Annotated in this window: 21 protein-coding genes, 4 tRNA genes and 1 other RNA gene; 15 read left to right on the top strand and 11 right to left on the bottom strand. The window is 38.1% G+C overall.

Annotated elements, in window-relative coordinates:
- Positions 1 to 432 precede the first annotated feature (432 nt).
- Positions 433 to 1,752: a hypothetical protein gene (locus tag F981_RS13715; protein ID WP_004722479.1), complete on the top strand. Its 1,320-nt coding sequence runs from the start codon at positions 433 to 435 to the stop codon at positions 1,750 to 1,752.
- 339 nt (positions 1,753 to 2,091) lie between these two features.
- Positions 2,092 to 3,423 carry a hypothetical protein gene (locus tag F981_RS13710; protein WP_004722478.1) on the top strand — a complete coding sequence of 444 codons (1,332 nt, stop codon included), beginning with the start codon at positions 2,092 to 2,094 and terminating at the stop codon, positions 3,421 to 3,423.
- Between the two features lie 56 nt (positions 3,424 to 3,479).
- On the opposite strand, the gene smpB is transcribed toward F981_RS13710, so the two are convergent.
- Positions 3,480 to 3,956, bottom strand: coding sequence for an SsrA-binding protein SmpB (gene smpB / locus F981_RS13705; protein WP_004722477.1), 477 nt, complete (start codon positions 3,954 to 3,956; stop codon positions 3,480 to 3,482).
- A 159-nt stretch (positions 3,957 to 4,115) separates the two neighbouring features.
- Between smpB and coaD the strand changes: the two genes are divergently transcribed.
- The 4 genes from coaD (at position 4,116) to F981_RS13690 (ending at position 5,417) form a co-directional block, all read left to right on the top strand.
- Entirely contained in the window at positions 4,116 to 4,607 is a 492-nt protein-coding gene (gene coaD, locus F981_RS13700; RefSeq protein ID WP_004722475.1) for a pantetheine-phosphate adenylyltransferase, read from the top strand.
- A 1-nt stretch (position 4,608) separates the two neighbouring features.
- A complete protein-coding gene (locus F981_RS13695; RefSeq protein ID WP_004722473.1) occupies positions 4,609 to 4,872 on the top strand; it encodes a YfhL family 4Fe-4S dicluster ferredoxin in 264 nt (87 codons plus the stop codon).
- Positions 4,873 to 4,898: 26 nt separating this feature from the next.
- An RNA gene (gene rnpB, locus F981_RS23120) (RNase P RNA component class A) lies at positions 4,899 to 5,276 on the top strand.
- A gap of 64 nt (positions 5,277 to 5,340) precedes the next feature.
- Positions 5,341 to 5,417, top strand: a tRNA-Met gene (locus tag F981_RS13690).
- Between the two features lie 80 nt (positions 5,418 to 5,497).
- Here the strand turns inward: F981_RS13690 and F981_RS13685 are convergent.
- Together F981_RS13685 and F981_RS13680 are read right to left on the bottom strand one after the other, a co-directional pair.
- Positions 5,498 to 6,454 carry an RDD family protein gene (locus F981_RS13685; protein ID WP_004722471.1) on the bottom strand — a complete coding sequence of 319 codons (957 nt, stop codon included), beginning with the start codon at positions 6,452 to 6,454 and terminating at the stop codon, positions 5,498 to 5,500.
- A gap of 240 nt (positions 6,455 to 6,694) precedes the next feature.
- A tRNA-Leu gene (locus F981_RS13680) sits at positions 6,695 to 6,780 on the bottom strand.
- A gap of 216 nt (positions 6,781 to 6,996) precedes the next feature.
- Between F981_RS13680 and F981_RS13675 the strand changes: the two genes are divergently transcribed.
- Positions 6,997 to 8,763 carry an alkaline phosphatase D family protein gene (locus tag F981_RS13675; RefSeq protein ID WP_004722468.1) on the top strand — a complete coding sequence of 589 codons (1,767 nt, stop codon included), beginning with the start codon at positions 6,997 to 6,999 and terminating at the stop codon, positions 8,761 to 8,763.
- A 59-nt stretch (positions 8,764 to 8,822) separates the two neighbouring features.
- Here the strand turns inward: F981_RS13675 and F981_RS13670 are convergent, their stop codons facing one another.
- The 3 genes from F981_RS13670 to F981_RS13660 form a co-directional block, all read right to left on the bottom strand.
- Positions 8,823 to 9,554 (bottom strand): hypothetical protein, encoded by a 732-nt coding sequence (locus F981_RS13670; RefSeq protein ID WP_004722467.1) that lies wholly within the window; start codon positions 9,552 to 9,554, stop codon positions 8,823 to 8,825.
- 123 nt (positions 9,555 to 9,677) lie between these two features.
- A tRNA-Leu gene (locus F981_RS13665) sits at positions 9,678 to 9,763 on the bottom strand.
- A gap of 10 nt (positions 9,764 to 9,773) precedes the next feature.
- Positions 9,774 to 9,847: transfer RNA gene (locus F981_RS13660), tRNA-Cys, on the bottom strand.
- 152 nt (positions 9,848 to 9,999) lie between these two features.
- Here F981_RS13660 and folD point away from each other — a divergent pair.
- Together folD and F981_RS13650 are read left to right on the top strand one after the other, a co-directional pair.
- Entirely contained in the window at positions 10,000 to 10,848 is an 849-nt protein-coding gene (folD, locus tag F981_RS13655) for a bifunctional methylenetetrahydrofolate dehydrogenase/methenyltetrahydrofolate cyclohydrolase FolD (RefSeq protein WP_004722464.1), read from the top strand.
- A gap of 283 nt (positions 10,849 to 11,131) precedes the next feature.
- Positions 11,132 to 11,800, top strand: coding sequence for a class I SAM-dependent methyltransferase (locus F981_RS13650; RefSeq protein WP_004722463.1), 669 nt, complete (start codon positions 11,132 to 11,134; stop codon positions 11,798 to 11,800).
- A 37-nt stretch (positions 11,801 to 11,837) separates the two neighbouring features.
- On the opposite strand, the gene F981_RS13645 is transcribed toward F981_RS13650, so the two are convergent.
- Both F981_RS13645 and F981_RS13640 read right to left on the bottom strand, forming a co-directional pair.
- Positions 11,838 to 12,263 (bottom strand): hypothetical protein, encoded by a 426-nt coding sequence (locus tag F981_RS13645; protein ID WP_004722461.1) that lies wholly within the window; start codon positions 12,261 to 12,263, stop codon positions 11,838 to 11,840.
- A gap of 146 nt (positions 12,264 to 12,409) precedes the next feature.
- Entirely contained in the window at positions 12,410 to 13,729 is a 1,320-nt protein-coding gene (locus tag F981_RS13640; RefSeq protein WP_004722459.1) for an MFS transporter, read from the bottom strand.
- Between the two features lie 458 nt (positions 13,730 to 14,187).
- Here F981_RS13640 and F981_RS13635 point away from each other — a divergent pair, with 458 nt between their 5' ends.
- Both F981_RS13635 and glpD read left to right on the top strand, forming a co-directional pair.
- Positions 14,188 to 14,943 (top strand): DeoR/GlpR family DNA-binding transcription regulator, encoded by a 756-nt coding sequence (locus tag F981_RS13635; RefSeq protein ID WP_004722458.1) that lies wholly within the window; start codon positions 14,188 to 14,190, stop codon positions 14,941 to 14,943.
- Positions 14,944 to 15,109: 166 nt separating this feature from the next.
- A complete protein-coding gene (gene glpD, locus F981_RS13630) occupies positions 15,110 to 16,639 on the top strand; it encodes a glycerol-3-phosphate dehydrogenase (protein WP_004722455.1) in 1,530 nt (509 codons plus the stop codon).
- Between the two features lie 37 nt (positions 16,640 to 16,676).
- On the opposite strand, the gene F981_RS13625 is transcribed toward glpD, so the two are convergent.
- From F981_RS13625 to F981_RS13615, 3 genes are all read right to left on the bottom strand, one after another.
- The gene (locus F981_RS13625) at positions 16,677 to 17,420 is read right to left on the bottom strand and encodes a hypothetical protein (RefSeq protein WP_004722454.1); all 744 of its coding nucleotides are present in this window, start codon (positions 17,418 to 17,420) and stop codon (positions 16,677 to 16,679) included.
- A 47-nt stretch (positions 17,421 to 17,467) separates the two neighbouring features.
- Positions 17,468 to 18,346 (bottom strand): ATP-grasp fold amidoligase family protein, encoded by an 879-nt coding sequence (locus F981_RS13620; RefSeq protein WP_004722451.1) that lies wholly within the window; start codon positions 18,344 to 18,346, stop codon positions 17,468 to 17,470.
- A 195-nt stretch (positions 18,347 to 18,541) separates the two neighbouring features.
- Positions 18,542 to 20,374: a phosphoenolpyruvate carboxykinase (GTP) gene (locus F981_RS13615; protein ID WP_004722449.1), complete on the bottom strand. Its 1,833-nt coding sequence runs from the start codon at positions 20,372 to 20,374 to the stop codon at positions 18,542 to 18,544.
- 407 nt (positions 20,375 to 20,781) lie between these two features.
- On the opposite strand from F981_RS13615, the gene F981_RS13610 reads away from it, so the two are divergent.
- The 4 genes from F981_RS13610 (at position 20,782) to groL (ending at position 24,666) form a co-directional block, all read left to right on the top strand.
- Positions 20,782 to 21,720, top strand: coding sequence for a diacylglycerol/lipid kinase family protein (locus tag F981_RS13610; protein ID WP_004722448.1), 939 nt, complete (start codon positions 20,782 to 20,784; stop codon positions 21,718 to 21,720).
- Entirely contained in the window at positions 21,701 to 22,489 is a 789-nt protein-coding gene (locus F981_RS13605; protein ID WP_004722445.1) for a metallophosphoesterase family protein, read from the top strand. The genes F981_RS13610 and F981_RS13605 overlap by 20 nt, the downstream gene beginning before the upstream one ends.
- Positions 22,490 to 22,662: 173 nt before the next feature.
- Positions 22,663 to 22,953, top strand: a complete 291-nt coding sequence (locus F981_RS13600) for a co-chaperone GroES (protein WP_004722444.1) — start codon at positions 22,663 to 22,665, stop codon at positions 22,951 to 22,953.
- 78 nt (positions 22,954 to 23,031) lie between these two features.
- Positions 23,032 to 24,666, top strand: a complete 1,635-nt coding sequence (gene groL, locus F981_RS13595; RefSeq protein WP_004722441.1) for a chaperonin GroEL — start codon at positions 23,032 to 23,034, stop codon at positions 24,664 to 24,666.
- Positions 24,667 to 24,780 lie beyond the last annotated feature (114 nt).

The following is a 24,780-nucleotide window of genomic DNA, read 5'->3' as shown; positions in this document are numbered from 1 at the left end:
GTGGTATTCTATAAAAGAATGGAAAATAGAATAAATAAAAACTTTTATAATAGGCTTCTTTGATAAGCCATTTTTAAACTATAGATCAATATAAAAGCCCCTTATCCTAGCCTTCTCCCAGCGGGAGAAGCAATTTTAAATACCAATATGATTCAATCAATATGATCATTTTTTGCATTTATGAAAAGGTATTATGCACTGGTGGCTTATGATCTGCTTTGGACGGATTATTGTGGTATTGTTAAGTAAAAATATACAATTGTTAAAATTAGTTACATAAAGTAATATAAGCAAAAAAATCCTTTAGAATCATTGTAAGAACGATATTAATTTTATAAAAATTATAAAATATAAATATTTACGACGAAGTGTTATTTTCTTTACTTAACACTTAGTATATTTTTTATTCATAATAAGATCTGAGAAGATGGTATGGATATCAAAAAAAATCGAGAGATTAATAAGAAAATCATTAAAATTGCAAAACTAGCTTTCATTTGTACTGGATTGTTTTCTTCAACCCATGGTTTTGCAAGCACTTTACATTCTGAGAGTTTAATTCAATTAAATGATTCTAAACTTTCGGATGTGAGTGGTCAGGCACTGATGAGCTTGAGTTATATTGCCCCAAATGACTCAATCAATAACATGCAAGGGCAAGATGTTGGATTCTATAAACTTGGACTTGAAGCTGAGCTTGACCTAAATGCCAATATTAAAAAATTACAACTGGGTTGTGGTGGGGTAAATGGGGCAGGCGGCTGCGACATTGATATTGATAATCTGAGTCTTTCAGGTATAGCAGATACCCGCGAAGGACGTGTAGGTTCAAGTGCAAAACTAACCAATCCCTTTGTAGAATTTGCGATAAAAAACCCCAATTCTGCGTCAACACGAGAAGTGGTTGGTTTGCGTTTAAGTGCTGAAAAAGTTTTAGGCTTATTAACCACAGGAATAGAGAACTCTGATTTACCCAATGGAATAAATAGTTTAAGTGGTGCAATTAAAATTAAGGCGACCACAGGAACGGGATTCACTGCTCCAAGGGCGATGAGGATTAACGATACCGGAATGGCTATTAATGGTCGAATTAGAATAGCTATTATTGCACCAACTTTTACTACAAATGACTATAATTTACAGTTGCAATCAACCAGGGCGAATTTATTGATTAATGCAACAACCTTAACAGGAACGCGTTTAACTTCTGCAAAACTAACAGGCACTGCGTTGATCGATAATTTAAACTTTGGCGGAAATATTAATGCAAGGGTAAATCTACCATTTGTTTCATTGATTCCTTTGAGTATTAATTCAAACGGATATATCTCAGGCTTACGGGCTGATTTGGATATCGATGAAAATCTGGGGTATATTCATAAATTCCCTTTAAACAACCCTTTCTCTTTATCACTACAGTCGACTCAGGTTCACTGGCCTGGAGCTGAATATACTGCGGATCGCGGATGGTGGTTAGCTATAGAAGATGAAATTGATATTGGTAAAGTTGTACCAAAAAATCAGATTGATGTAACCAATGATATTCTTAAACAAGTTGTACCTAGTATTAGCAATTATTTGACAAACAATCCACCGACTTGTCAGTTAGTTATTGGATGTCTAGCTCTTGGTTTGAATATTGGTGAAATTAATTTATCATCGGCAAAACCACTGTATTTCCCAATTAAGGATTTACCATTAGCAACTCAAAATTTTGCGCCTAACTGCTATGGTAATCTAAAATTCTGTTAGATCTTTGAGATAAAAGAAAGCCTCCTGATGGAGGTTTTTTTCTTATATAGGATTGAGCTTTATCACTGTGCCAATCATCACGACTTGCAATAACTCACTCAAGTGACTTGAAAAGCACACGAGGTACTGAAAAGTAGATTGTATGACTATTAAGTATAAATATATAATAATTAAAATTAGTTACATAAGAAAATATAAATAAAAAGTCTTTATAATCATTGAGAAAGTAATCTTAGTTTGCATAATTGTTATAGTATTGAGATATTTAATTCACTTTTCTATTTGCTTTATTTGTATTTTAGTATATTTTTTATTCATAATAAAATGAGATAAGCTGATATGGATATCAACTATAATAGGATGATTGATAAGAAAATCATTAAAGTCATAAAAAATGTCGTAATTTATGCTGGATTGTTTTCTTCAATGCAATGTTTTGCAAATTCTCTATACTTGGAGAGTTTAACTCAATTGAATGACTCTGAGCTTTCCGATGTTCATGGTCAGGCACTGATGAGCTTGGGTTATATTGCGCCAAATGACTCAGTCAATAAGATGCAGGGGCAAGGTGTTGGTTTTTATAAACTTGGACTAGAGGCCGAGCTTGAATTGAATGCCAACATTAAAAAGTTACAGCTCGGTTGTGGTGGGGTAAACGGGGCTGGCGGTTGCGACATTGATATTGATAATCTGAGTCTTTCAGGTTTGGCTGATACGCGTGAAGGGCGTGTGGGTTCAAGTGCAAAATTAACCAATCCATTTGTAGAGTTTGCGATAAAGGATCCCAATTCTGCATCGACAAGAGAGGTTGTTGGCCTACGTTTAAGTGCTGAAAAAGTTTTGGGAATGTTGACAGCAGGTACTGAAAACTCAGACACACCGAACGGTATTAACTCTCTCAGTGGCTTTTTAAAGACGAAAGCAACTACAGGAATGGGATATACAAATAGTCGTGGAATGAGTTATGCAGATACCCAAATGCCTGTGACTGGAAATGTGGATATATGTGTTTTTCTATTTTGTGGGCGATTACCGCTTTCTTCAAATGATTACAATTTAAATTTGGAGAGTACAACAGCGCCAATTCAAATTGATGCTACGACTATAAATGGTAAACGACAAACGAATGTCAATTTAACAGGTAAAGCTAATATTGATCGGTTGAATTTTGGAGGACGTCTAAAGGCTGGGGTGAGGGTTCCTCTACTCGGGACTTTAAACTTAGAAAAACAAGTAAACGGTAATATTACTGGGCTGATGGCCAATTTGTCTATTAGTCAAAATCTAGGTTATATCCATAAAATTCCATTAAATAATCCTTTTTCATTATCTCTACAAAGTCAAAATGTATGGTGGCCAAATGCAGAAGTAACTGCTCAAAGAGGCTGGTGGATGGCATTTGAAGATCCTGTCGACATTGGGAATGTTACACCATCAAAACGTATTGATATTACTAATGATGTATTAAGACAAGTGATCGGTCCATTAAGTACGGCTTTGTCAACGACCGCAGTACCATCTTGTCAAGCTTTGGATTGTCTATTTGGTAGTTCATTAGAAATTGGAAATATTAATTTACCTAATACATCAGTAAACTTCCCATTAAAAGATCTACAACTTAAAAATCAAGACTTTGCTCCAAACTGCTATGGATCGTTAAAATTCTGTTAAAAAGATGTCTAAAAGAAAAAACCTCCATTTCGGAGGTTTTTCGTATATCAAATAAATTATTTATGCATGATTCGTGATTTATCACGCTGCCAATCGCGATCTTTTTCAGTGGCACGTTTGTCATGTAACTGTTTACCTTTTACCAAAGCAATCTCAAGTTTAGCCAAATGACCTTTCCAGTAACACGCCAAAGGTACGCAGGTATAGCCTTTTTGATTGACAGCACCAAGTAACTTTTCAAGCTCACGGCGCGATAGCAACAGTTTACGGGTACGTGTCGCTTCAGGGACTACGTGAGTAGATGCTGAAAGTAAAGGTTGAATTTGAGCACCGAAGAGAAATGCTTCATTATTTTTAAAGGTGATATAGCTTTCAGTAATGGTCATTCGCCCAGCACGTAATGACTTGACTTCCCAACCTTGTAACGAAAGCCCAGCTTCAAATTTTTCTTCAATAAAATAATCGTGGCGTGCACGTTTATTTTGTGCAATCGTCCCACTATTATTTTTTTTAACGACAATGTTTTTCGACATAATACAAATATTCCAAGAATAGCCTTATTTTGCCTCAAACTTGGCTTCAGGTGAAGTCATTTCACAATTAAAGCCAAAGCTAAATCAAAAGAGGTTATTCGCTAATATTTAAGTTTTTGTTAAACTATAACCCTACATAACAAACTAGAGTACAAATGGATGTCTAAAACTCGTGTCATCTATCCAGGAACTTTTGATCCAATTACCAATGGCCATGTTGATTTAGTCGCACGTGCTTCACGAATGTTTGATGAAGTTGTGGTCGCAATTGCAATTGGGCATCATAAAAATCCAGTCTTTAGTTTGGAAGAGCGTGTAGAGTTAGCAAAGATATCACTCAAACATTTACCCAATGTTGAGTTTGTCGGTTTTGATGGGTTATTGGTAAATTTTGCACGTGAACAACATGCTACAGCAGTGTTACGTGGCTTAAGAGCTGTTTCAGATTTTGAATATGAATTTCAGCTTGCGAATATGAATCGTCAGCTTGATCATGATTTTGAAACAGTATTTTTAACACCATCAGAGCAATTTTCATTTATTTCTTCGACGATGGTTCGAGAAATAGCACGATTGAAAGGCGATGTGGCAAAGTTTGTTCCTCAATGCGTTGTCGAAGCCTTCCATCGTAAACATCAACAAGGTTGGTAGCGTGTCTTTAATTATCACTGATGAATGTATCAATTGTGATGTATGCGAGCCTGTATGTCCAAATGATGCCATTTTTATGGGGGAGGAGATTTATGAAATCCATCCTAACCTATGTACAGAATGCGTCGGGCATTTTGATCAGCCACAGTGTGCGCTTTTCTGTCCTGTCGACTGTATTCCGCTCGATCCGAACCATGTAGAGAGCCAAGACGACTTGATGGAAAAGTATAAAAAACTAATTGCTCAAAAAAGCGCAAGCAATTAGCCGAGAAATTTGTTAGGATACGCCCCGAAGAGAGCCAGACGATCGCTGCTGTGGAGATCTCCGTGATTGAAGCAGGGGAGGAAAGTCCGGGCTTCATAGGGCAAGGTGCCAGGTAACGCCTGGGCGGTGTGAACCGACGGAAAGTGCAGCAGAGAGTAGACCGCCTTCAATATCGTTTCTTTTCGGAGAAATGGAAGGTAAGGGTGAAAGGGTACGGTAAGAGCGCACCGCATGGCTGGTAACAGTTCATGGCATGGTAAACCCCACCGGAAGCAAGACCAAATAGGGATCCTATAGGCATGGCCCATGCTGGATCCGGGTAGGTCGCTTGAGCGTATGAGTGATCATGCGCCTAGAGGAATGATCGTTCTAGACAGAACCCGGCTTATCGGCTCACTTCGATGAATTTTATTTTAATTAGTGCTTGACGTAACATTGTTTACAGCAGATAATGCGCGCACAGTTTTAGGCTATGTAGCTCAGTTGGTTAGAGCACCGCACTCATAATGCGGGGGTCACAGGTTCAAGTCCCGTCATAGCCACCATTTTTATAGACCACGTTTCCAAAAACGTGGTCTTTTTTTATCTACAAGATTTAAACTTTAACAGCGAGACTTGGTCTTGTTTAAAAACCAAGGTTCATCCCTGTACTATCCCCAATATAACTTAAACTAATTTTAGGCGTCTTTTTATAATCATAAAGCGTTGTTTTTGATAATTTAGCCAAGCCAAATTGATAAGAAAAGTTAAATTGCACCTGATTGATGTTGTATTGCGTTAACACCTCAGCGTGTTGTTGATTAATCTTTTCTAGCAATGTTTCAGCACGATCAAGGTCATCGAGATAATCTGGCTGATTCACATTTAAAATTAAAACCTGATTTGTGGATTCAGCCTCTCCAATGAAGGTATGGCGACTTTCAACTTGAGCATTTTTAATGTCATCAGAGATCAAACTAAAATTATTGGCTGACATTGTTTTGCTTTGGGAATAATTCCATAAATTGACAGAAAAAATCACAATGGTTAACAGCGCAATGATGTAGTAATGAATGTTCCATACAGATTGGCGTGGAATATTGGATTGAGCGTTTCTGAGGATTTGAGTTTCACTGAGTAGATCGTGCAGAGATTGTTGGCTATTTCCATTAAAAATAGCCAAGTAGAAACAGGCAAAGACGATACTTTGAAAAAATGCCACAAGCAGACTGAGTAAAAAATGCTGAGTTGAATATGTTTGTAAATAACCTGCAAAGCAAAATGGAATAATAAAGATACTTGATCTAACCAGAGAATGCATAAATGGAATTGAAGCACCATTTAAGTCTTTTACTCTAATTTTACCCAGGATTTTCCCAATGGTTTTACCATTACCTATCTGGCTGTTAAAAGCAGCAAAATAAAATAGACAGAGGAGCGTGCCTATACATTGGAAAATAAAAGGAGAACTTTCAAAATATGGGTAGAGTATTTTGCCCGTCACTAAACAGGCTACGCCGACGGTAATACAGTCGATGATAAATGCGAATATTCGGGGAAATATAGGGGCGGCTTTTTGAGTTTCAGTAGTAATTTCAGACATGGTGTTGGTTTAATTAAGTTTATGAAAATATTAATAATTAATGTAAATTTAATATATTATAAGTTTTTTAATGAAAAATGACCAGAAAAATATAGTTGAGCTATCACGCTTTTTAGCAAGATGTATTGAACTTTGCGTTATTTATAAATTGGCGATTTATGGATGATTTATAAATTTTAGGCATAAAAAAACCAGCTTATCGCTGGGTTCTTTATTGCACCATTTTAATAAGGCTTAAAATGGTGCCCGAGGCCAGACTCGAACTGGCACGCTTTGTGGGCGGGGGATTTTAAATCCCCTGTGTCTACCGATTTCACCACTCGGGCATGTGCGCAATAATAAAGGACAGTTTTTCTCTTGGCAAGCGTATTTATGTCGATTTGCTTTCTTTTCAATCAATTCATGTGCTTATGTTTGAAAATAAAGCATTTTAAGCTGTTGAATGGGTATTTTGTCATGATTTTTTCATCAATTTGAGATTAAAGCGAAATATTAAGCCTTTAAATTGATTGGATAAAAAAACTTAGAGGAAACCAACTTCAATGCCAAACTCAATTTCACGCCGTGAACTTATTCAAAAGTCATTAGCCAGTTTTGGGGCATTATCTATACCAGTGTCGTTGACTGCTTGTGGGAGTGATAACAACGACTCAACATCTCCTACTACAAAAGTTGAATTTTTACATGGTGTTGCCAGTGGCGACCCATTAAAAGACCGTGTGATTTTGTGGACACGTATTACGCCGCAGGATACGTCTTTGCGTTTAGAAGTGGTTTGGGAAATTGCCACAGACGATAAATTTACTCAAGTGATCAATACTGGAAAAGTACAAACAGCATCAGCTCAGGATTTTACCGTTAAAGTTGATGCAGACAAGCTTAAGTCTGGGCAAACTTATTATTATCGTTTTAAATTTGGTTCGGTGATTTCGCCAGTAGGGCGTACCAAAACATTACCTGAAACCACCAGTTCGGTGCAGTTTGCGGTGTGTTCATGTTCAAACTATCCTGCTGGCTATTTTTATGTATATAAGGAAATGGCAAAACAAGAGGTCGATGCGATCATCCATTTGGGAGATTACATCTATGAATATGGTAAAGATGGATATGCCACAGAAGAGGCGGTAAAGCTGGGTCGTACACTCGCTGCTGACAATGATAAAGAAATTATCAAGTTGGATGATTACCGTAAGCGTTATGCGCTTTACCATACTGACAGCGATTTACAGGCCGCACATGCACGTCATCCTTTTATCGTGATTTGGGACGACCATGAACTGGCAAATGACGCATGGAAAGACGGTGCAGAGAACCATCAAGCCAATGAGGGCAATTTCTTAGACCGTAAATTGGCGGCTTTACAGGCCTATTTTGAATGGATGCCGATTCGTCCTGTATCTGCAACAGATCACTTAAATATTTATCGTCAATTTGACTTTGGTTCATTGGTACAATTGACCATGTTAGATACCCGTATTTTGGCACGTGACAAGCAACTTGATTATGCCAATTATATGACGGCTTCTGGTTTAGATATCGCTAAGTTCCAGACAGATTTAACCAGTACTACCCGTACACTGATGGGTTATACCCAGCGTGAGTGGCTACAAAAGAAGCTGGCACAATCTACAGCGACTTGGAATGTGTTGGGACAGCAAGTGTTGATGGCAAAAATGTTAATCCCTGCTGAATTGCTATTGTCTTTATCTGCAATTACCAGTGGAAATGTTACCGCCGAAACTTTGGCAAAAATGAATCAGCAGATCATTGAGTTAGTTACTTTAAAAGTTCGTTTGAAAAGTGGTGATCCAACATTAACCGCTGCAGAAAAAGCCCGTGTAACCACAGTTGCACCCTATAATTTAGATGCTTGGGATGGCTACTATGCAGAACGTGAAATTTTATATGGCACACTTAAAACATTAAATAAGAAAGTTGTGGTGTTGGCGGGGGATACCCATAATGCATGGTCTGCTGACTTGCATACTCAAGCGGGTGATTTTGTTGGGGTGGAATTGGCAACCAGTTCGGTCTCGTCACCAGGGATGGAAAAGTATTTAAGTATTCCTTTGGCACAGTTACAACAATTTGAAATGGCCTTCACCACACTCATTGATGAATTGAATTACACCAATTTAAATCAGCGAGGGTACTTAAAAGTGAGCTTTACAGCACAACAGGTACAAGCGGATTGGGTCTTCGTAAATAGCATCAAGGAAAAAACCTATACGGTGGATACGGCTCGTGCCCATCAAGTGGTTTTAAATAACAATTTGGTTGATGTAAAGACTGTTCAGAAAAGTGCATAAATTTTCAAGCCTAAAAAGCCGAGTTTAGATCACTCGGCTTTTTTAATGCTATAGATGGATTACATCATACTGTCCATATAGGCATCTAAATCTTCATATTTATAGGTTTTACACATTTCATTTTCATATTTTAATAGTTCTAAATGTAATTCTAAAAAGGTGACTAAGCGCTTTTGATAAAATTGATATTTCTCAGAATCTTTGGCTAAGAATCGCATTTTGAATTTGGCTTTCTTGGCTTGTTTATAAGCCCATAAACAGCTTTTTCGAATCTGTTGTAATTGGTAATATTCAGTGTCTTTGGTGCTATCTCTAAATAAATTTTCTTTATAAAATTTAACAAAACCAAAGCTCATTGCAAAGAAAAATAACAGACCTTGCAGTAGGGTGCTTTCTATAAAATAAAGATTGAGGGCTTGCAGGACGATCAGTACCGCAAGCTTAAGCGGAATATTATTGAGTTGTTGGTATAAATGTGTCGAACTGTGTTTTATTTGTTTGATAATGATCGGAACAATAATCATAAAAAATAACATAATCGCTAAAGCGGCAATGCCATTGGCTTGAAAGCTATCGAATTGAGGAAAATGATTTGCAATATACTGACCTAAACTAAAATAGATGCTGCAAAAAATCATAATCGACAAAATCCAAGGAATAAATTCCTTTGCTTCATCTAAAAGCCCTTTGGTTTTAATTTGACTATAAAATAGAAAGTTGCGCTTAAATGCTTGTGGGTATTGTTGTTGTAATTGATTTAAATAGAGGGAAACTTGCTTGTTTTGAATCATATAGGCTTCGCTTATCTAAATTTCACTTTGGATATTAACATAAAAAACAATATAAAATTTTAGGCATAAAAAAACCAGCTTATCGCTGGGTTCTTTATTGCACCATTTTAACAAGAATTAAAATGGTGCCCGAGGCCAGACTCGAACTGGCACGCTTTGTGGGCGGGGGATTTTAAATCCCCTGTGTCTACCGATTTCACCACTCGGGCTTTACAAGATTGGAGGCGGAGGTCGGAATCGAACCGGCGTACACGGAGTTGCAGTCCGCTGCATGACCACTCTGCCACCCCGCCATGTCTTGGTGATGCACATATTAGCAATCTTTGAAAAAAAAACAATACTATAATTCATGCATATGCACATAAATTCAGCATATGAAAGAAAATTGTCTAAATAATCATGTATTATTTGCAAAATTGATTCATATCTACTTTGGAGATGTGCCGTGGCATTGGTATTGGATGGTCGCGCATTAGCGAAACAAATTGAAGCAGACTTGTTGACTCGTGTTGAAGCTATAAAAGCAAAAACAGGTCGTACCCCAATTTTAGCGACTATTTTAGTGGGTGATGATGGTGCATCTGCGACGTATGTACGCATGAAAGGAAATGCTTGCCGTCGTGTTGGTATGGATTCTTTAAAAGTAGAGTTAGGTAAGGAAACCACAACTGAACAATTATTGGCTGAAATTGAAAAATTAAATGCCAATCCTGATGTTCACGGTATTTTGCTCCAACATCCTGTGCCTGAACAAATTGATGAACGTGCTTGCTTTGATGCCATTTCACTTGAAAAAGATGTAGATGGGGTAACTTGCTTGGGTTTTGGTCGTATGGCAATGGGTGAGGCTGCTTATGGTTCGGCAACACCTGCAGGTATCATGACGATTCTTCAAGAAAACAAGATTGAAATCGCTGGCAAGCATGCAGTTGTGGTGGGGCGTTCGGCTATTTTAGGTAAGCCGATGGCAATGATGCTACTTCAAGCCAATGCAACAGTGACAATCTGTCATTCTCGTACACAAAATCTTGCTGAATTGGTAAAACAGGCTGATATTGTTGTTGGTGCAGTCGGTAAAGCTGAATTAATCCAAAAAGACTGGATTAAGCAAGGTGCTGTTGTGGTTGATGCTGGATTCCATCCTCGTGACGGTGGTGGTGTGGGTGATATCCAATTGGTCGGTATTGAAGATGTCGCTTCAGCTTATACACCAGTTCCAGGTGGTGTAGGTCCGATGACGATCACAACGTTGATTCGTCAAACTGTGGAAGCTGCTGAAAAAGCGTTAGTTTAAGTCCTGTTTTATTCTGGGCACAGTGAAAGCCATGCATTCACTGTGCTTAAATTCAGCCTACATTTACACAGCAATGTTTATTTTTCAGTAAAAGTAGGCAATATTGTCATTAGTTTAATGGTCATTGGCTTAACGTGTTTAAGATCTACTTTTAAGTAGCAGTATCTGAGACTTAACAAGAAGTATCGTCTTGAACCTTAGCACATGATGTTACTGTCTATCGAATATGAGGAAGAAGCTGTATTTCCTCAATATCAAAATAATAATTTGGGTCATATTTTGCATGAGCTGTACTTATCAATTTCCTAAAGCCCCACAACATTTAATTGAGGCTTTGCATGAAGTGATTCCTCAATGTGAATTATTGGCACAGCAGTTGCCTGAAAGCCCAATTTCGTTATGGTTGATTCCACCTGTTTTTCCAACAGATCGTTTGGATGATGAGGTGATTCGCCGTATTTGGAATGATACACCGTATTGGATTTTTTGCTGGGCTTCAGGTTTAGCAATGGCACAATGGCTGATTGCAGAGCCACAGCATGTAAAAGATAAAGTGGTGCTGGATTTTGGTGCGGGATCAGGCGTCGTTGCAATTGCAGCCAAAATGGCAGGTGCAAAACGTGTCATCTGTTGTGATATCGACCCAATAAGTTTGGATGCTTGTCGTGAAAATGCTTTGCTTAATGATGTAGAGCTTGAATATCTTGATGATTTATATAAAGCAGAACAGGTTGATGTCTTATTGGCTGCAGATGTTTTATATGATCAATCTAACCGGTTCTTCTTGGATGAGTTTTTAAAATTTGCACCAGAAGTATGGGTGGCAGATAGCCGAGTGAAAAACTTTAGTCATCCGAATTACCAAAAATTGGATGAACGAAGTGCAACCACTTGGCCTGATTTAGATGAAGCTAAAGAGTTTAGAAATGTGAGTTTTTATAAGACGCTATGACAGCGTCTTATTTTATTCTGCGATACACATAGCTAAATCAAGAACAGGTATAACGTACCACATGTAAAGTGCTTGGACGGGTATCTAAGGCTTGGCGTGTTGCATAATCTTCACTATTATTTAGACTTGGTGTGTTGGAAAGCCCAAAAGATGTACGGCTATGCCCAAGTTGAACGCCAGCCTGATCTTTTGCTGTTTGCGGATTGATAATTTCATTGGTACTTAATACAGAAATTTTATAGTTTTTGTTTGCACCCAACACTTTTTGACATGCGCGCTGTAATTTATCCGCATCCAAATCGCGATCTGCACGACCTGAAAGGGTATACGCAAGGGTTGCACTATCTGCTGTTTGATTTTCAATTTGATAACCTGTTACGCCATTGTATTGACGAGGGGTTGTTTGACATGCAGATAAAGCTAAAACGATTAATCCTAAACCTGCATAAGTGATTTTTTTCATCTTTTAAAGTCCTAGCTTTTTGAATTATTTTTAGTATGCCATAGCTTTGCAATTTTCACGATAAGTGAATTGCTTAAATAAAACAGCTTTTTCATGTGAATAAAAAAGCTGTTTTAAATGAATTAGATTGCAAAGTTTATTGTGAATTAATCATCTGTAATCAGGCTATGTTTTTTGGTATCTTTCATAAATACATAGGTGATTAGAGATAAACCGATCATGAAGGTAATGTAATAGAAGAAATAGTTTTCATGCCCAGCATTTTTAAAGCTTAGTGCAACTAATTCAGCCGTACCACCAAATACAGTGTTGGCAAGTGCATAAGGTAAGGCAACACCTAAAGCGCGAATATGCGGTGGAAATAATTCAGCTTTTACAACCGCGTTAATGGCTGTATATCCAGTCACAATGACCATACCACTCATACATAAGAAGAAAGCTGTTTTAGGATCCGTTGTCGAGCCTAAACCATTGAAAATAGGAATGGTAAATAGCACACCGAGTACACCAAAAGTGATCATAATCGGTTTACGACCAATTTTGTCTGAAAGTGCACCGACTGCAGGTTGAATCAACATAAAAATAAAGATTGCGGCTGTGGTAATTTCAGTTGCGGTGGTTTTTTCAAAGCCCGAAGTGTTGACTAAATATTTTTGTAAATAAGTCGTAAATGTATTGAAGGCTAAGGTACCGCCGGCAGTCAGCATAATGACTGTAAATGCTTGTTTAGGATACTTGGTGAATAAGGCCAAAGCACCAGATGTTTCACCACCATTTTTAGCTTGTTGTTGCGCTTGTTTAGATGATTCTGTTTCAACGAGACCACGACGAATCCAGAACACAACAATTGCAAGCAACGCACCGATAAAGAAGGGAACACGCCATCCCCATGCATGTAAGGCTTCTTCAGAAAGATTATGTTGCAGGATAATCAGCACACAGAGTGCAAGTAATTGACCTGAAATCAGGGTGACATATTGGAAACTTGAGAAAAAGCCGCGGTGATTTTTACCCGCCATTTCAGTTAAATAGGTGGCACTTGAGCCATACTCACCACCAACACTTAAACCTTGTAATAAGCGTGCAAATAAAAGTAGTGCAGGAGCAAACATTCCGACTGAATCATAAGATGGCGCACAAGCAATGATTAATGAGCCAACACACATCAATGAAACAGAAAGTGTTAAACCCGCTTTACGGCCTTTACGGTCAGCATAAACGCCCATGATCCATGCGCCGATTGGACGCATTAAAAAGCCTAAAGCAAAAACTGCAGCAGCTTGGAGAAGTTTGACCGTTTCATTACCTTCAGGAAAGAACACAGGTGCAAAATAGAGGGTAAATGCAGCATAGACATACCAATCATACCATTCGACTAAATTACCAGCTGAACCACCAAGTATAGATTTGAAACGAGTTTTTCTATCAAGTTGCGAAGTGGCAACTTGAGGAGATGAATTGGACAAGGCAATTCTCCAAAAGAATATGCAAAATACAGCCTGTTTAACTTTCATTTTGGATGAAAATCAAAGCAGAAAAATCAAACAGAGAGAATTTCAGTCAGTATGACGAGGGAGATACAAATAATTACAATGCTCGTTATACGCTTGAATGAAAGCAGACCTTATTAGACTTTGGTCTTAGCTGTGTTGAGGGTTTATTGTTGATCTAGAATGAGAAATGCTAGAAATAAATGAATAATTTTTTTAAAACAGGCGTTTAATTTGAAATATTTTATAAATTATAAGAATTTAGCTTAAAGTTAAAGCATGTTTTCTTGCATCTAAATGTATGAAATGTACACAATTTAATAAGCTGAATTGGATGAATTTAAAAATTTAATCTAGTCGTACAGTAAGCAGTCATGCTATTTATAGTCGCTAAATGTTCATTTTTGAAAATAAAACAATAAGGTTTCACATCTATGGACTTGATGATTCGACAACAGCAAACATTAGCATTGGTTAAGGCTCGGGGCTATGTCAGTATTGATGAGATTGCACAGCATTTTGCAGTTACCCCACAAACTGTACGGCGGGATATCAATCAATTGGCAGATGCCGGACTATTACGTCGTTATCATGGCGGCGCTGCGGCAGACTCAAGCGTCACCAATACCGCGTATAGCCAACGGATCAGCCATAATTTAGCGGCAAAACAGCGCATTGCAACAGCTGTTGCAAACGCAGTTCCAGACCATGCATCTTTGTTTATCAATATTGGTACAACAACCGAAGCTATTGCCCATGCTTTATTACAACATCGCGGTTTAAAAGTGATCACCAATAACTTAAATGTGGCGAAAATTTTAAGTATGAATGATGATTTTGAAGTATTGATTGCCAGCGGGAAAGTGCGCCCTGATGGTGGTGTGATTGGGCAAGCCACTTCTGAATTTTTTAAACAGTTTAAAGTTGATTATGCCCTGATTGGTATCAGTGGCATTGATGAAGATGGAACGATGCTTGATTTCGATTTTCAAGAAGTGTCTGTCTCACAAGAAATTATTTTAGGTGCTCGGCAGGTATTTTTAGCAGCAGATGAGAGCAAGTTTGGTCGTCATGCAATGATGCGCTTAGGCCATCTTTCTGAAATAGATCGGCTTTTTACCAATAAAGTGCCCACTGAAAATTATTTAAAACAAATTCATGCAGCAGAAGTGGCTTTAACTGTGGTTTAAGCTAATTTTAAAACCCATAGTGAAAATATGATAAACGTGAAATTGATCATTTTTTGATAGACATTGATTAAAAAACTATCTATTATTTTCTTAAATGAAAACAAACGAAAATATATTTTCAAAAATGATTGTGAATATATGCAAATGATCAAAGGTGGTGGCGTTTATGACACAAATCAATGAGCAACAAACTTACTATGATATTGCTGTAATTGGTGGTGGAATAAATGGTGTTGGTATTGCCAATGATGCTGCTGGGCGTGGTTTATCAGTGTTCTTGTGTGAAAAAGATGATTTAGCCAGCCATACCTCATCTGCAAGCAGTAAGTTGATCCATGGTGGTCTGCGTTATTTGGAACATAAAGAATTTCGTTTAGTGCGAGAAGCCTTAGCTGAGCGAGAAGTATTACTTGCAAAAGCACCACATATCATTCGTCCTATGCGTTTTATCATGCCACATCAACCTCATTTGCGTCCTGCTTGGCTGATTCGTACGGGGCTGTTTTTATATGACCATTTGGGCAAAAGAGAGAAGCTTGCAGGTTCACATTTGGTTGAATTTGATCCTTATACTAGCCCACTAAAAACAGAGATCACACGCGGATTTGAATACTCAGATTGTGCTGTAGATGATTCACGCTTAGTGATTCTAAATGCGATGCAAGCACGTGAAAAAAATGCCACCGTGGTTACGCAAACACGCTGTATTTCAGCACAGCGTGAACATGGTTTATGGAATATCCAGTTTGAAAATGAGCAGAGTATTTATCAGATACAAGCGAAGGCTTTGGTCAATGCTGCGGGGCCTTGGGTTGCACAATTCATTAAACAAGAGCTTCAGTTAAAATCGCAATATGGGATTCGTCTAATTCAGGGCAGTCATATTATTGTGCCGAAAATATATGACGGTGATAAAGCCTTTATTATGCAAAATGATGATCAACGTATCGTGTTTGCAATTCCTTATCTCAATCAATACACCATGATTGGTACAACAGACCGTGAATATTTAGCAGATCCGAATAATGTTGAAATTAGTCAGCAAGAGATTGATTATCTGCTTGATGTATCCAATGATCATTTTAAAGTGCAACTGACTCAAGCTGATATTATTCAGACATTCTCAGGGGTGCGCCCATTGTGTGATGATGAGTCTGATAATCCAGCCGCAATCACCCGTGACTATACTTTGGCTTTATCACAAGACCATGAGAATGATGCGCCCTTACTTTCTGTGTTTGGTGGGAAGTTAACCACCTATCGACGCTTGGCTGAGTCTGCCATGGAGCATTTGCAGAAATTTTTCCCTAACGCTGGGAAAGCTTGGACTGAAAAATCCTTACTGCCGGGTGCTGAGAATTTGGTTTCTGTTGATGGATTGGTTTTAGAAATTCAAAATAAAATCAAAGGGCTTGATCATGAAACTGCAAGCCGTTGGACACATGCCTATGGAACTTATACATGGAAATTTTTAAATCATTCGACATCTGTTCATGAACTTGGTCAAGATTTTGGCCATGGTTTATATGCCCAAGAGGTCGATTATTTGGTTGACCAAGAGTGGGCGATCACCAGTCAGGATATTTTAAAGCGCCGTAGCAAGTTATATTTAAAATTTACCGAAGCTGAAATTCAAGCATTGGATGAATATTTGCTTGAATTGCATGAACGCCGCTTACAGAAAGATGTTGCCTAAGCAAAAGTGGAAAATATATAGCTTTGCACAAGGTACGTTATGACCAATCAAAGGTATATAAAACGCGTCGGGTTTCAGGTTGGTAGTACATTAAAATCCAATCTGCCCCATGTGAACAATATTCCCAGCCAGCAACAGCTGCAATAAAATAATAACGCTTGCCATCACGGTCATAAATATGAACTTCTTGATCATCGCGGTCTGCGTTGATGTAGCGTAAATCAAAATGTTCATCAATTGGATAAGTCCAGTTTCCACCGCCACATTCACCCCCTAATTGGTCAAGCAGGGTTGTTGCAGAATCATTTTGATATTCAATGCGTGATGTTGAAATGACTTTTCCAGTTTCAGCAAAGCGCTGTTTAAGCTGCAAGTAATCTTCATGCATTTCTTTATGATGGGTTTTTAGATCGGCCTCGCAATCAGGATTCTCTAAAGCAAAATATCTTTTGTTTGCTAACCATTCATATTGATTTTGTTGATTTAATTGCATAATAAACCAATTTTCATTGGCAAATGCATCAGAAAATTCTGTGGTATCACTTCCGATATAGCATTCATAAGGTTCAATCGGATTGAGCAAATGAATTTTTCCTTGCCATGCTGGATTGATTGCAGATAAATCAATTGAAATAAGTGGAAGTAAATGCTGAGCTAGAAATAGACTTGAAGGGGCGAAGACGACTTCGTGGTCAGGTAACAGGGTTAGATAAGGTTGAACTGTGGTAATGTTTTTAATTGCTGTCATTGCACTTATTTTTAGATATTGAATGGTTTGCATTAAATCACAAAAAAGACCGAACGCGTCGATCTTTTTGCTTGGCTTAGTTAGTCAGTCAGCCATAAAGCGCCTAACTTTTCATCCCACTCACTTGGGGTGATGACCATACGACCTGCATTGGGGGTTAAGGTAATCTCACTAAAGAAAACATCGTCTTGAGATAATAAGAAATCGATTCGGCTATAACCATATTTAAAACAAAGATCTTCTGACAGCTGAAGCATTTTATTTAATTTTTGCGGTCGTGCTAAACAGCTTGGTGTATTGCTTTTTAGATCAACGGTAAAGGGTTGCAGCACCCAAGATGTGTCATACATATTTGAATAATCCACGCCTTGGCTGTCTTGTACATCGACTTCAATATATCGAGGCTGACCTTCAAAACAATGAACACGGCATGTTGTAATGGTCAGCTTATTGTCTTGATCAACAAACAAATCAATATGTTGTTCGGCCAAAATTAGAGGAACAATATCTTTGTAATGCCATTCTCGTTTTCTAAAATACATATTTTGTTTAAGGTGGTGATTGAGTTTATGCTGCGCTTTTTTGATATCAAATTGCGCTTTATCATTACAGACAATCGCACTGCCACTGTCATGATTGCATTTTAAAACAAACTTGTTGGGAAGTTGATTAAAGTCAATTTCCTCAAAGCACTTATATACACCAATTAATGGAACAAAATGGGAACAACAAATTTTATCTGCAAGCATTTCGCGGACAGCAAATTTATCCGCCAATTTCGTATGTAAGGGCGCTCTTTCATAGATCATTCTGGCGGTGACTTTTTCATTGAAACTTTTAGGCTGATCAAAGTTCGGAGTATAACCCAATTTAGCAATAAATCTTTTGGTGAGATAACGTCTATCTGAGACAAATTTGGCTCTAATAACTTTTGCCGAATAAATAATATTTTCTAACATGATTAAAAAAAATCAATAAAATAAAGTAATGTTTGAATTATAGAGAAAATATGAATTTTGTACATGGAAACAGTAATCATTTGTATTTTTATTACATAATTGTAATAAATACTTAAATGATAAAGTGAACTGGTTCACATTAAGCAAAAAAGACCGCTATGTAGCGGTCTTTTTGTATGACTTAATTTTTAGCGATTAAGCAGATTTTTTAACAGCCTCTAAAAGCTCATTTTGACGAGTTTTAAGTGCAGCTGGTAAGCGCTCACCAAGTTTATCAAATAACTCAGTGTGGCTCTCAATCTCTTTGATCCATTGATCTTTGTTTTGAGAAGTCACAAGATTAAATTGATCTTTAGTGAAGTCAGAACCTGTCCAGTTCAATTGCTCATAGGTTGGAACAAAACCAATTGGTGTTTCCACTGCTTCAGCACGACCTTCACAACGGTCAATGATCCACTCAAGCACACGCATGTTTTGACCAAAACCAGGCCATACAAAGTTGCCTTCAGCATCGCGACGGAACCAGTTTACGTTATAAATGCCAGGAAGTTTATTGCCTGCAGCTTTCGCTTTAGCACCAACTTCTTCACCCATTTCTAACCAATGAGAGAAATAGTCAGCCATGTTATAGCCAGCAAATGGAAGCATTGCAAATGGGTCACGGCGTACAACACCTTGTTGACCTACTGCAGCTGCAGTTGTTTCAGAACCCATCGTTGCTGCTTTATAAACACCATCAACCCAGTCAAAAGCTTCTGAGATTAAAGGTACTGTATCTGCACGGCGACCACCGAAGATGAACGCAGAAATTGGTACGCCAGCTGGATTTTCCCAGTCAGCATCAATAGAAGGGCATTGACCCGCTGCAACGGTGAAACGCGCATTTGGATGTGCTGCTTTTTCACCAGCAACATGCGGTTGGCCTTTCCAGTTGGTCAAGTTAGCAGGCGCTTCTTTGGTTAAACCTTCCCACCATACGTCGCCATCTTCTGTTACAGCAACGTTTGTATAGATGACATCTTTGTGAAGTGTCGCCATACAGTTTGGATTTGTTTTGATGTTTGTACCAGGTGCGACACCAAAGAAACCAGCTTCAGGGTTGATTGCATATAAGCGACCATCTTCACCTGGTTTGATCCAAGCAATATCGTCACCTACAGTTTCAATTTTCCAACCTTCATAACCTGCAGGTGGAATCAACATCGCAAAGTTGGTTTTACCACATGCAGATGGGAATGCTGCTGCAATATAGTGTTTCTCACCTTGTGGATTAGTCACACCAAGGATCAACATGTGTTCAGCTAACCAGCCTTGTTGACGACCCATAGATGATGCAATACGTAAAGCAAGGCATTTTTTACCCAATAATGCGTTACCGCCGTATCCTGAACCGTAAGACCAGATCTCACGCGTTTCTGGATAATGCACGATATATTTTTCTGGGTTACAAGGCCATGCAACATCTTTTTGACCTTCAGCCAGCGGAGCGCCAACAGTATGTACGCAAGGAACATAGTCGCCATCTGTACCCAGTACGTCATAAACAGCTTTACCCATACGAGCCATTTTACGCATACTTACAGCAACATAAGGAGAATCTGTAATTTCGATACCGATGTGAGCAATGTGAGAACCTAATGGACCCATAGAGAATGGAACCACGTACATGGTACGTCCTTGCATTGCACCATCAAACAAACCGTTAAGGCGAGTACGCATCTCAGCAGGAGCTTCCCAGTTGTTTGTCGCACCAGCATCTTCTTGTTTTTCAGAGCAGATGTATGTACGACCTTCAACACGCGCTACGTCAGACGGATCAGAATTCGCTAAATAAGAACCAGGATGTTTTTCTTGGTTCAACGCTTGCATAGTGCCGTTAGCGATCATCAAGTCGATATAACGTTGATTCTCTTCTTCGCTTCCGTCACACCATTCAATTTTTGCAGGTTTAGTTAATTTAGCAATTTCTTCAACCCATGCAATGAGCTTGGGATGACGAACGAATTCTGGTGCGTTCACTTGGGTCATGGTGAGGCCTATCTAAAATATGTACAATTTTGTGTACAAATAATAATCTGAATGAAGGGATACTACATTCAAATTTAAGTATGAAAAAAAGTGGTGGTATTAAAACATATATTCATAAAAAAAATAAGACTAAAGGCTTAAAAGATAGCAATGCTCGAATTTTCACTAAGTGCTTGATTTGTATTGTCTAACATGGATTATTGTTTGATTTTTATTGGTATTTTTAAATAGAATGTAGGGTATTTTAATTGTAAATAATAATAGTTTACAATAAGTTGAAATTATAAGATTTACTAAATTAATTATTGATTTAATAAATGGGCATAATTCGAATTTTACATAAAGGTGCTTTTATTTGTTTAGAAAATCGACGAAATTAGTGCAAATACTTCAAAATAATCAAGCTTATGGACACAGAACTCAAGCCTCTTTCAATGATTTACAATGAAAAGTCAGGTTTTCATGCCAATCAGAAAGATGATATTTATGAAAAACTCATGACCATCTGGACCTCACATGGTTTTGAAATTCAAGTTTTTGATATTGGTTCAGAGCCTGATATAAAAACCCTGATGCAAAAAATCTTTCAACGTCATGCACAATACTTAGATTGTGGTGTCATTGTCGCTGCTGGTGGTGATGGTACGTTGAATGCAGTCGCCTCGCAAATGTTAAAGCAAAAAATTCCTATGGGAATACTACCTTTGGGTACTTTTAATTATGTGGCGCGTGTTCTACATATCCCCTTGAATATTTTAGAAGCAGCCAATGTGATTGCCACAGGGGAGCCGCGTGCATCACATGTGGCCTGTATCAACGATCAAATTTATTTAAATAATGCCAGTTTAGGTTTATATCCTTTGTTTATTAAAAAACGCGAAGAATATAATCGTCGGTTTGGACGCTTTCCTTTAAATGCGTATACGTCTGGTTTGGATGTACTGATTCGTGATCGTAAAGAACTCAAATTAGAGATCGAAGTAGATGGGCAAAAGTATCCTGTAAAAACACCACTGATTTTTTTTGGTAATAATCAACTGCAATTAAAAGAATTGAATTTAAAAATTTCGAAATGTGCAGAGGTGGGGGAAATTGCCGGTGTAGTGATCGCCAAAGGGGATAAAGCCACTTTATTTAAAACCTTGTTTCAAACCATTCGTGGAAAATTGGAAAACGCTTCCGATGTGTATAGTTTTGGTGCACAAAAAGTCATTGTCTATTCAAAAAAGCCTAAACTGACCGTTGCTGTCGATGGAGAAATTGTTTCAATGACGACCCCATTAACCTTACACGTAGAAAAAAATGCTTTAAAAATTATGGTGCCGCATGTTATTGCATCTGTCTGATCTACATTTTGGTACTGAGCGTCCAGAGTGTATACGGGCGATTCAAAAGTTTTGTGCTGTGCATAAACCAGAAGTGGTTGTGGTGAGCGGTGATTTAACTCAACGTGCTAAATTTAAAGAATTCTATGCATGTAAGCAGTTTTTAGAATCACTAAACATCCCTTATTTTGTGGTGCCTGGCAACCATGATATTCCTTTGTATCATGTTTGGAATCGTGCCTTTAGACCATTTGGCTTATATCAACTGTTCTTTGGCAGTTTAGAACGCACCTTATTTACAGAGCATTTTTATTTAATTGGCATGAACAGTATTCGTCGCCGTTATCATACACGCGGACATATTTCATTTGAGCAAATTCAAAATGTAAATCAGTTGTTGGCTAATGCACCGAAAAATAAATTAAAAATAATCGTTAGTCATCAACCTTTTTATACCTCTAATGAAGACCATCACTTAAAGGATTGTCCAGCTTTAGGGCAGTTTGCCATTAAAGAATGGGGACAACATCAACTGTATGCTTTATTGCATGGTCATTTACATTTAGTTGCGGTCTATGATCTGAATCAAGCCTTTGCGCTAAATTTAAAACAACCAGTTTATGAGGTTCATGCGGGTACAGCAGTTTCTCGACGTTTGCATAAAAATATACCCAATAGCTTTAATGTGATTCATCAAGATGGGCGCTTTGAACATTATTTTTTTGATGAACAATTACAGGAATTTATTGCCAAAACTGCGGTAAAAAATTCTGAATTAGACATGATTTGATACAAAAGAAGAAAAAACATACAAATTAAATAAATTTTTTTTCGTTTTCCCCTTGAAGCGTTTATTTCCATCCCCACAAATGTGACATACAAATATTTTGTCGATGACCTAGGAATAAGAAGTCATCTTCGCTGAGTAATCAATGACATTTTAAAATGTCTATGGAGTTAGAAATGAGCAAGATTCGTCCTTTACATGACAACGTTGTGATCCGCCGTGTTGAAAAAGAAACTAAAACAGCAGGTGGTTTGATTTTAAGTACTTCTGCAGCTGAACAGCCTGCTCAAGGTGAAATTCTTGCTGTAGGTAATGGCAAAATCACTGATAACGGTGTACGCGCTTTAGACGTTAAAGTTGGCGATAACGTACTGTTTGGTGCTTATGCAGGTACTAAAGTTAAAGTTGATGGTGAAGAACTTCTTGTGATGAAAGAATCTGACATTTTAGCGGTATTGGAAGGTTAATCTTCTGCTGTCGAGATGGGTTTTCATCCAAAAATATTGGTCAAAATTTAAAATTTATAAAGATATCGGGAGTTTAGTATGTCAGCTAAAGACGTAAAATTTGGTGATTCAGCGCGTTCAAAAATGATCGCGGGTGTAAACGTACTTGCAGATGCAGTAAAAGTAACTTTAGGCCCTAAAGGTCGTAACGTTGTTATTGATCGTTCTTTCGGTGCACCGCACATCACTAAAGATGGTGTAACTGTTGCTAAAGAAATTTCTTTAAAAGACAAGTTCGAAAACATGGGTGCGCAATTGGTTCGTGAAGTTTCTTCAAAAACCAATGATATCGCAGGTGACGGTACAACAACTGCAACTGTACTTGCTCAAGCGATTTTAAATGAAGGGATCAAATCTGTCACTGCGGGTATGAACCCAATGGATTTGAAACGTGGTATCGACCTTGCGGTTAGAGCTGTTGTTGAAAATATCAAAGCAACTGCTAAACCAGCTTCTGATACTAAAGCAATTGAACAAGTCGGTTCGATTTCTGCAAACTCTGATGAAACTGTAGGTAAGTTGATTGCGCAAGCAATGGAACGCGTTGGTAAAGAAGGCGTGATTACTGTTGAAGAAGGTTCAGGCTTTGAAGATGCGCTTGATGTTGTAGAAGGTATGCAGTTTGATCGTGGTTATATCAGCCCGTACTTTGCAAACAAACAAGATACTTTGACTGCTGAACTTGAAAATCCATTCATTCTTCTTGTTGATAAGAAAATTGGTAATATCCGTGAATTGATTACTGTTTTAGAAGCTGTTGCAAAAACAGGTAAACCATTACTCATCATCGCTGAAGATGTTGAGGGTGAAGCACTTGCAACACTGGTTGTAAACAATATGCGCGGTATTATCAAAGTATGTGCGGTTAAAGCACCTGGTTTTGGTGATCGTCGTAAAGCAATGCTTCAAGATATCGCGATCTTGACAGGTGCTAATGTGATTTCTGAAGAAGTGGGCATGTCTTTAGAACAAGCAACGCTTCAAGATTTAGGTACTGCACATAAAATCACGATTTCTAAAGAAAATACTGTGATTGTTGATGGTGCTGGTGATGCAAATCAAATTGCTGAACGTGTAACTCAAATTCGTGCTCAAATCGAAGAATCAACATCTGAATACGATAAAGAAAAACTTCAAGAGCGCGTAGCTAAACTCGCTGGCGGTGTTGCTGTAATCAAAATTGGTGCTGCAACTGAAGTTGAAATGAAAGAGAAGAAAGACCGCGTAGACGATGCGCTTCATGCAACGCGTGCTGCGGTTGAAGAAGGTGTTGTTGCAGGTGGTGGTGTTGCGTTGGTACGTGCAGCTAAAGTACTTGACGGTCTTGTTGGTGCAAATGATGACCAAACTGTAGGTGTGAACATCCTTCGTCGTGCGATCGAAGCGCCACTTCGTCAAATCGTATCTAACGCTGGTGATGAGCCATCAGTTGTGATCAATGCAGTGAAGAGCGGTGAAGGTAACTTTGGTTACAATGCTGCAACTTCACAATATGGCGATATGTTAGAAATGGGTATTCTTGACCCTGCTAAAGTAACGCGTTCTGCACTTGAGCACGCTGCATCTGTTGCTGGTTTAATGTTAACAACGGAATGTATGATTACTGATATCCCAGAAGACAAACCTGCTATGCCTGATATGGGCGGCATGGGTGGTATGGGCGGAATGATGTAATATCGTTTCGAACCAGATCAAAAAAATCCTCGCTTTATGCGGGGATTTTTTATGCAAGTTGTTTCATCCTTGTCTTTTTGTATATTTTTTATTATGCTTTTGTACTGTTCGGTA

This window comes from Acinetobacter guillouiae CIP 63.46 (genome assembly GCF_000368145.1).
Taxonomy (GTDB): Bacteria; Pseudomonadota; Gammaproteobacteria; order Pseudomonadales; family Moraxellaceae; genus Acinetobacter; species Acinetobacter guillouiae.
The sequence above is the reverse complement of the archived record's forward strand: the minus strand, read 5'-3'. Positions and strand labels throughout refer to the sequence as shown.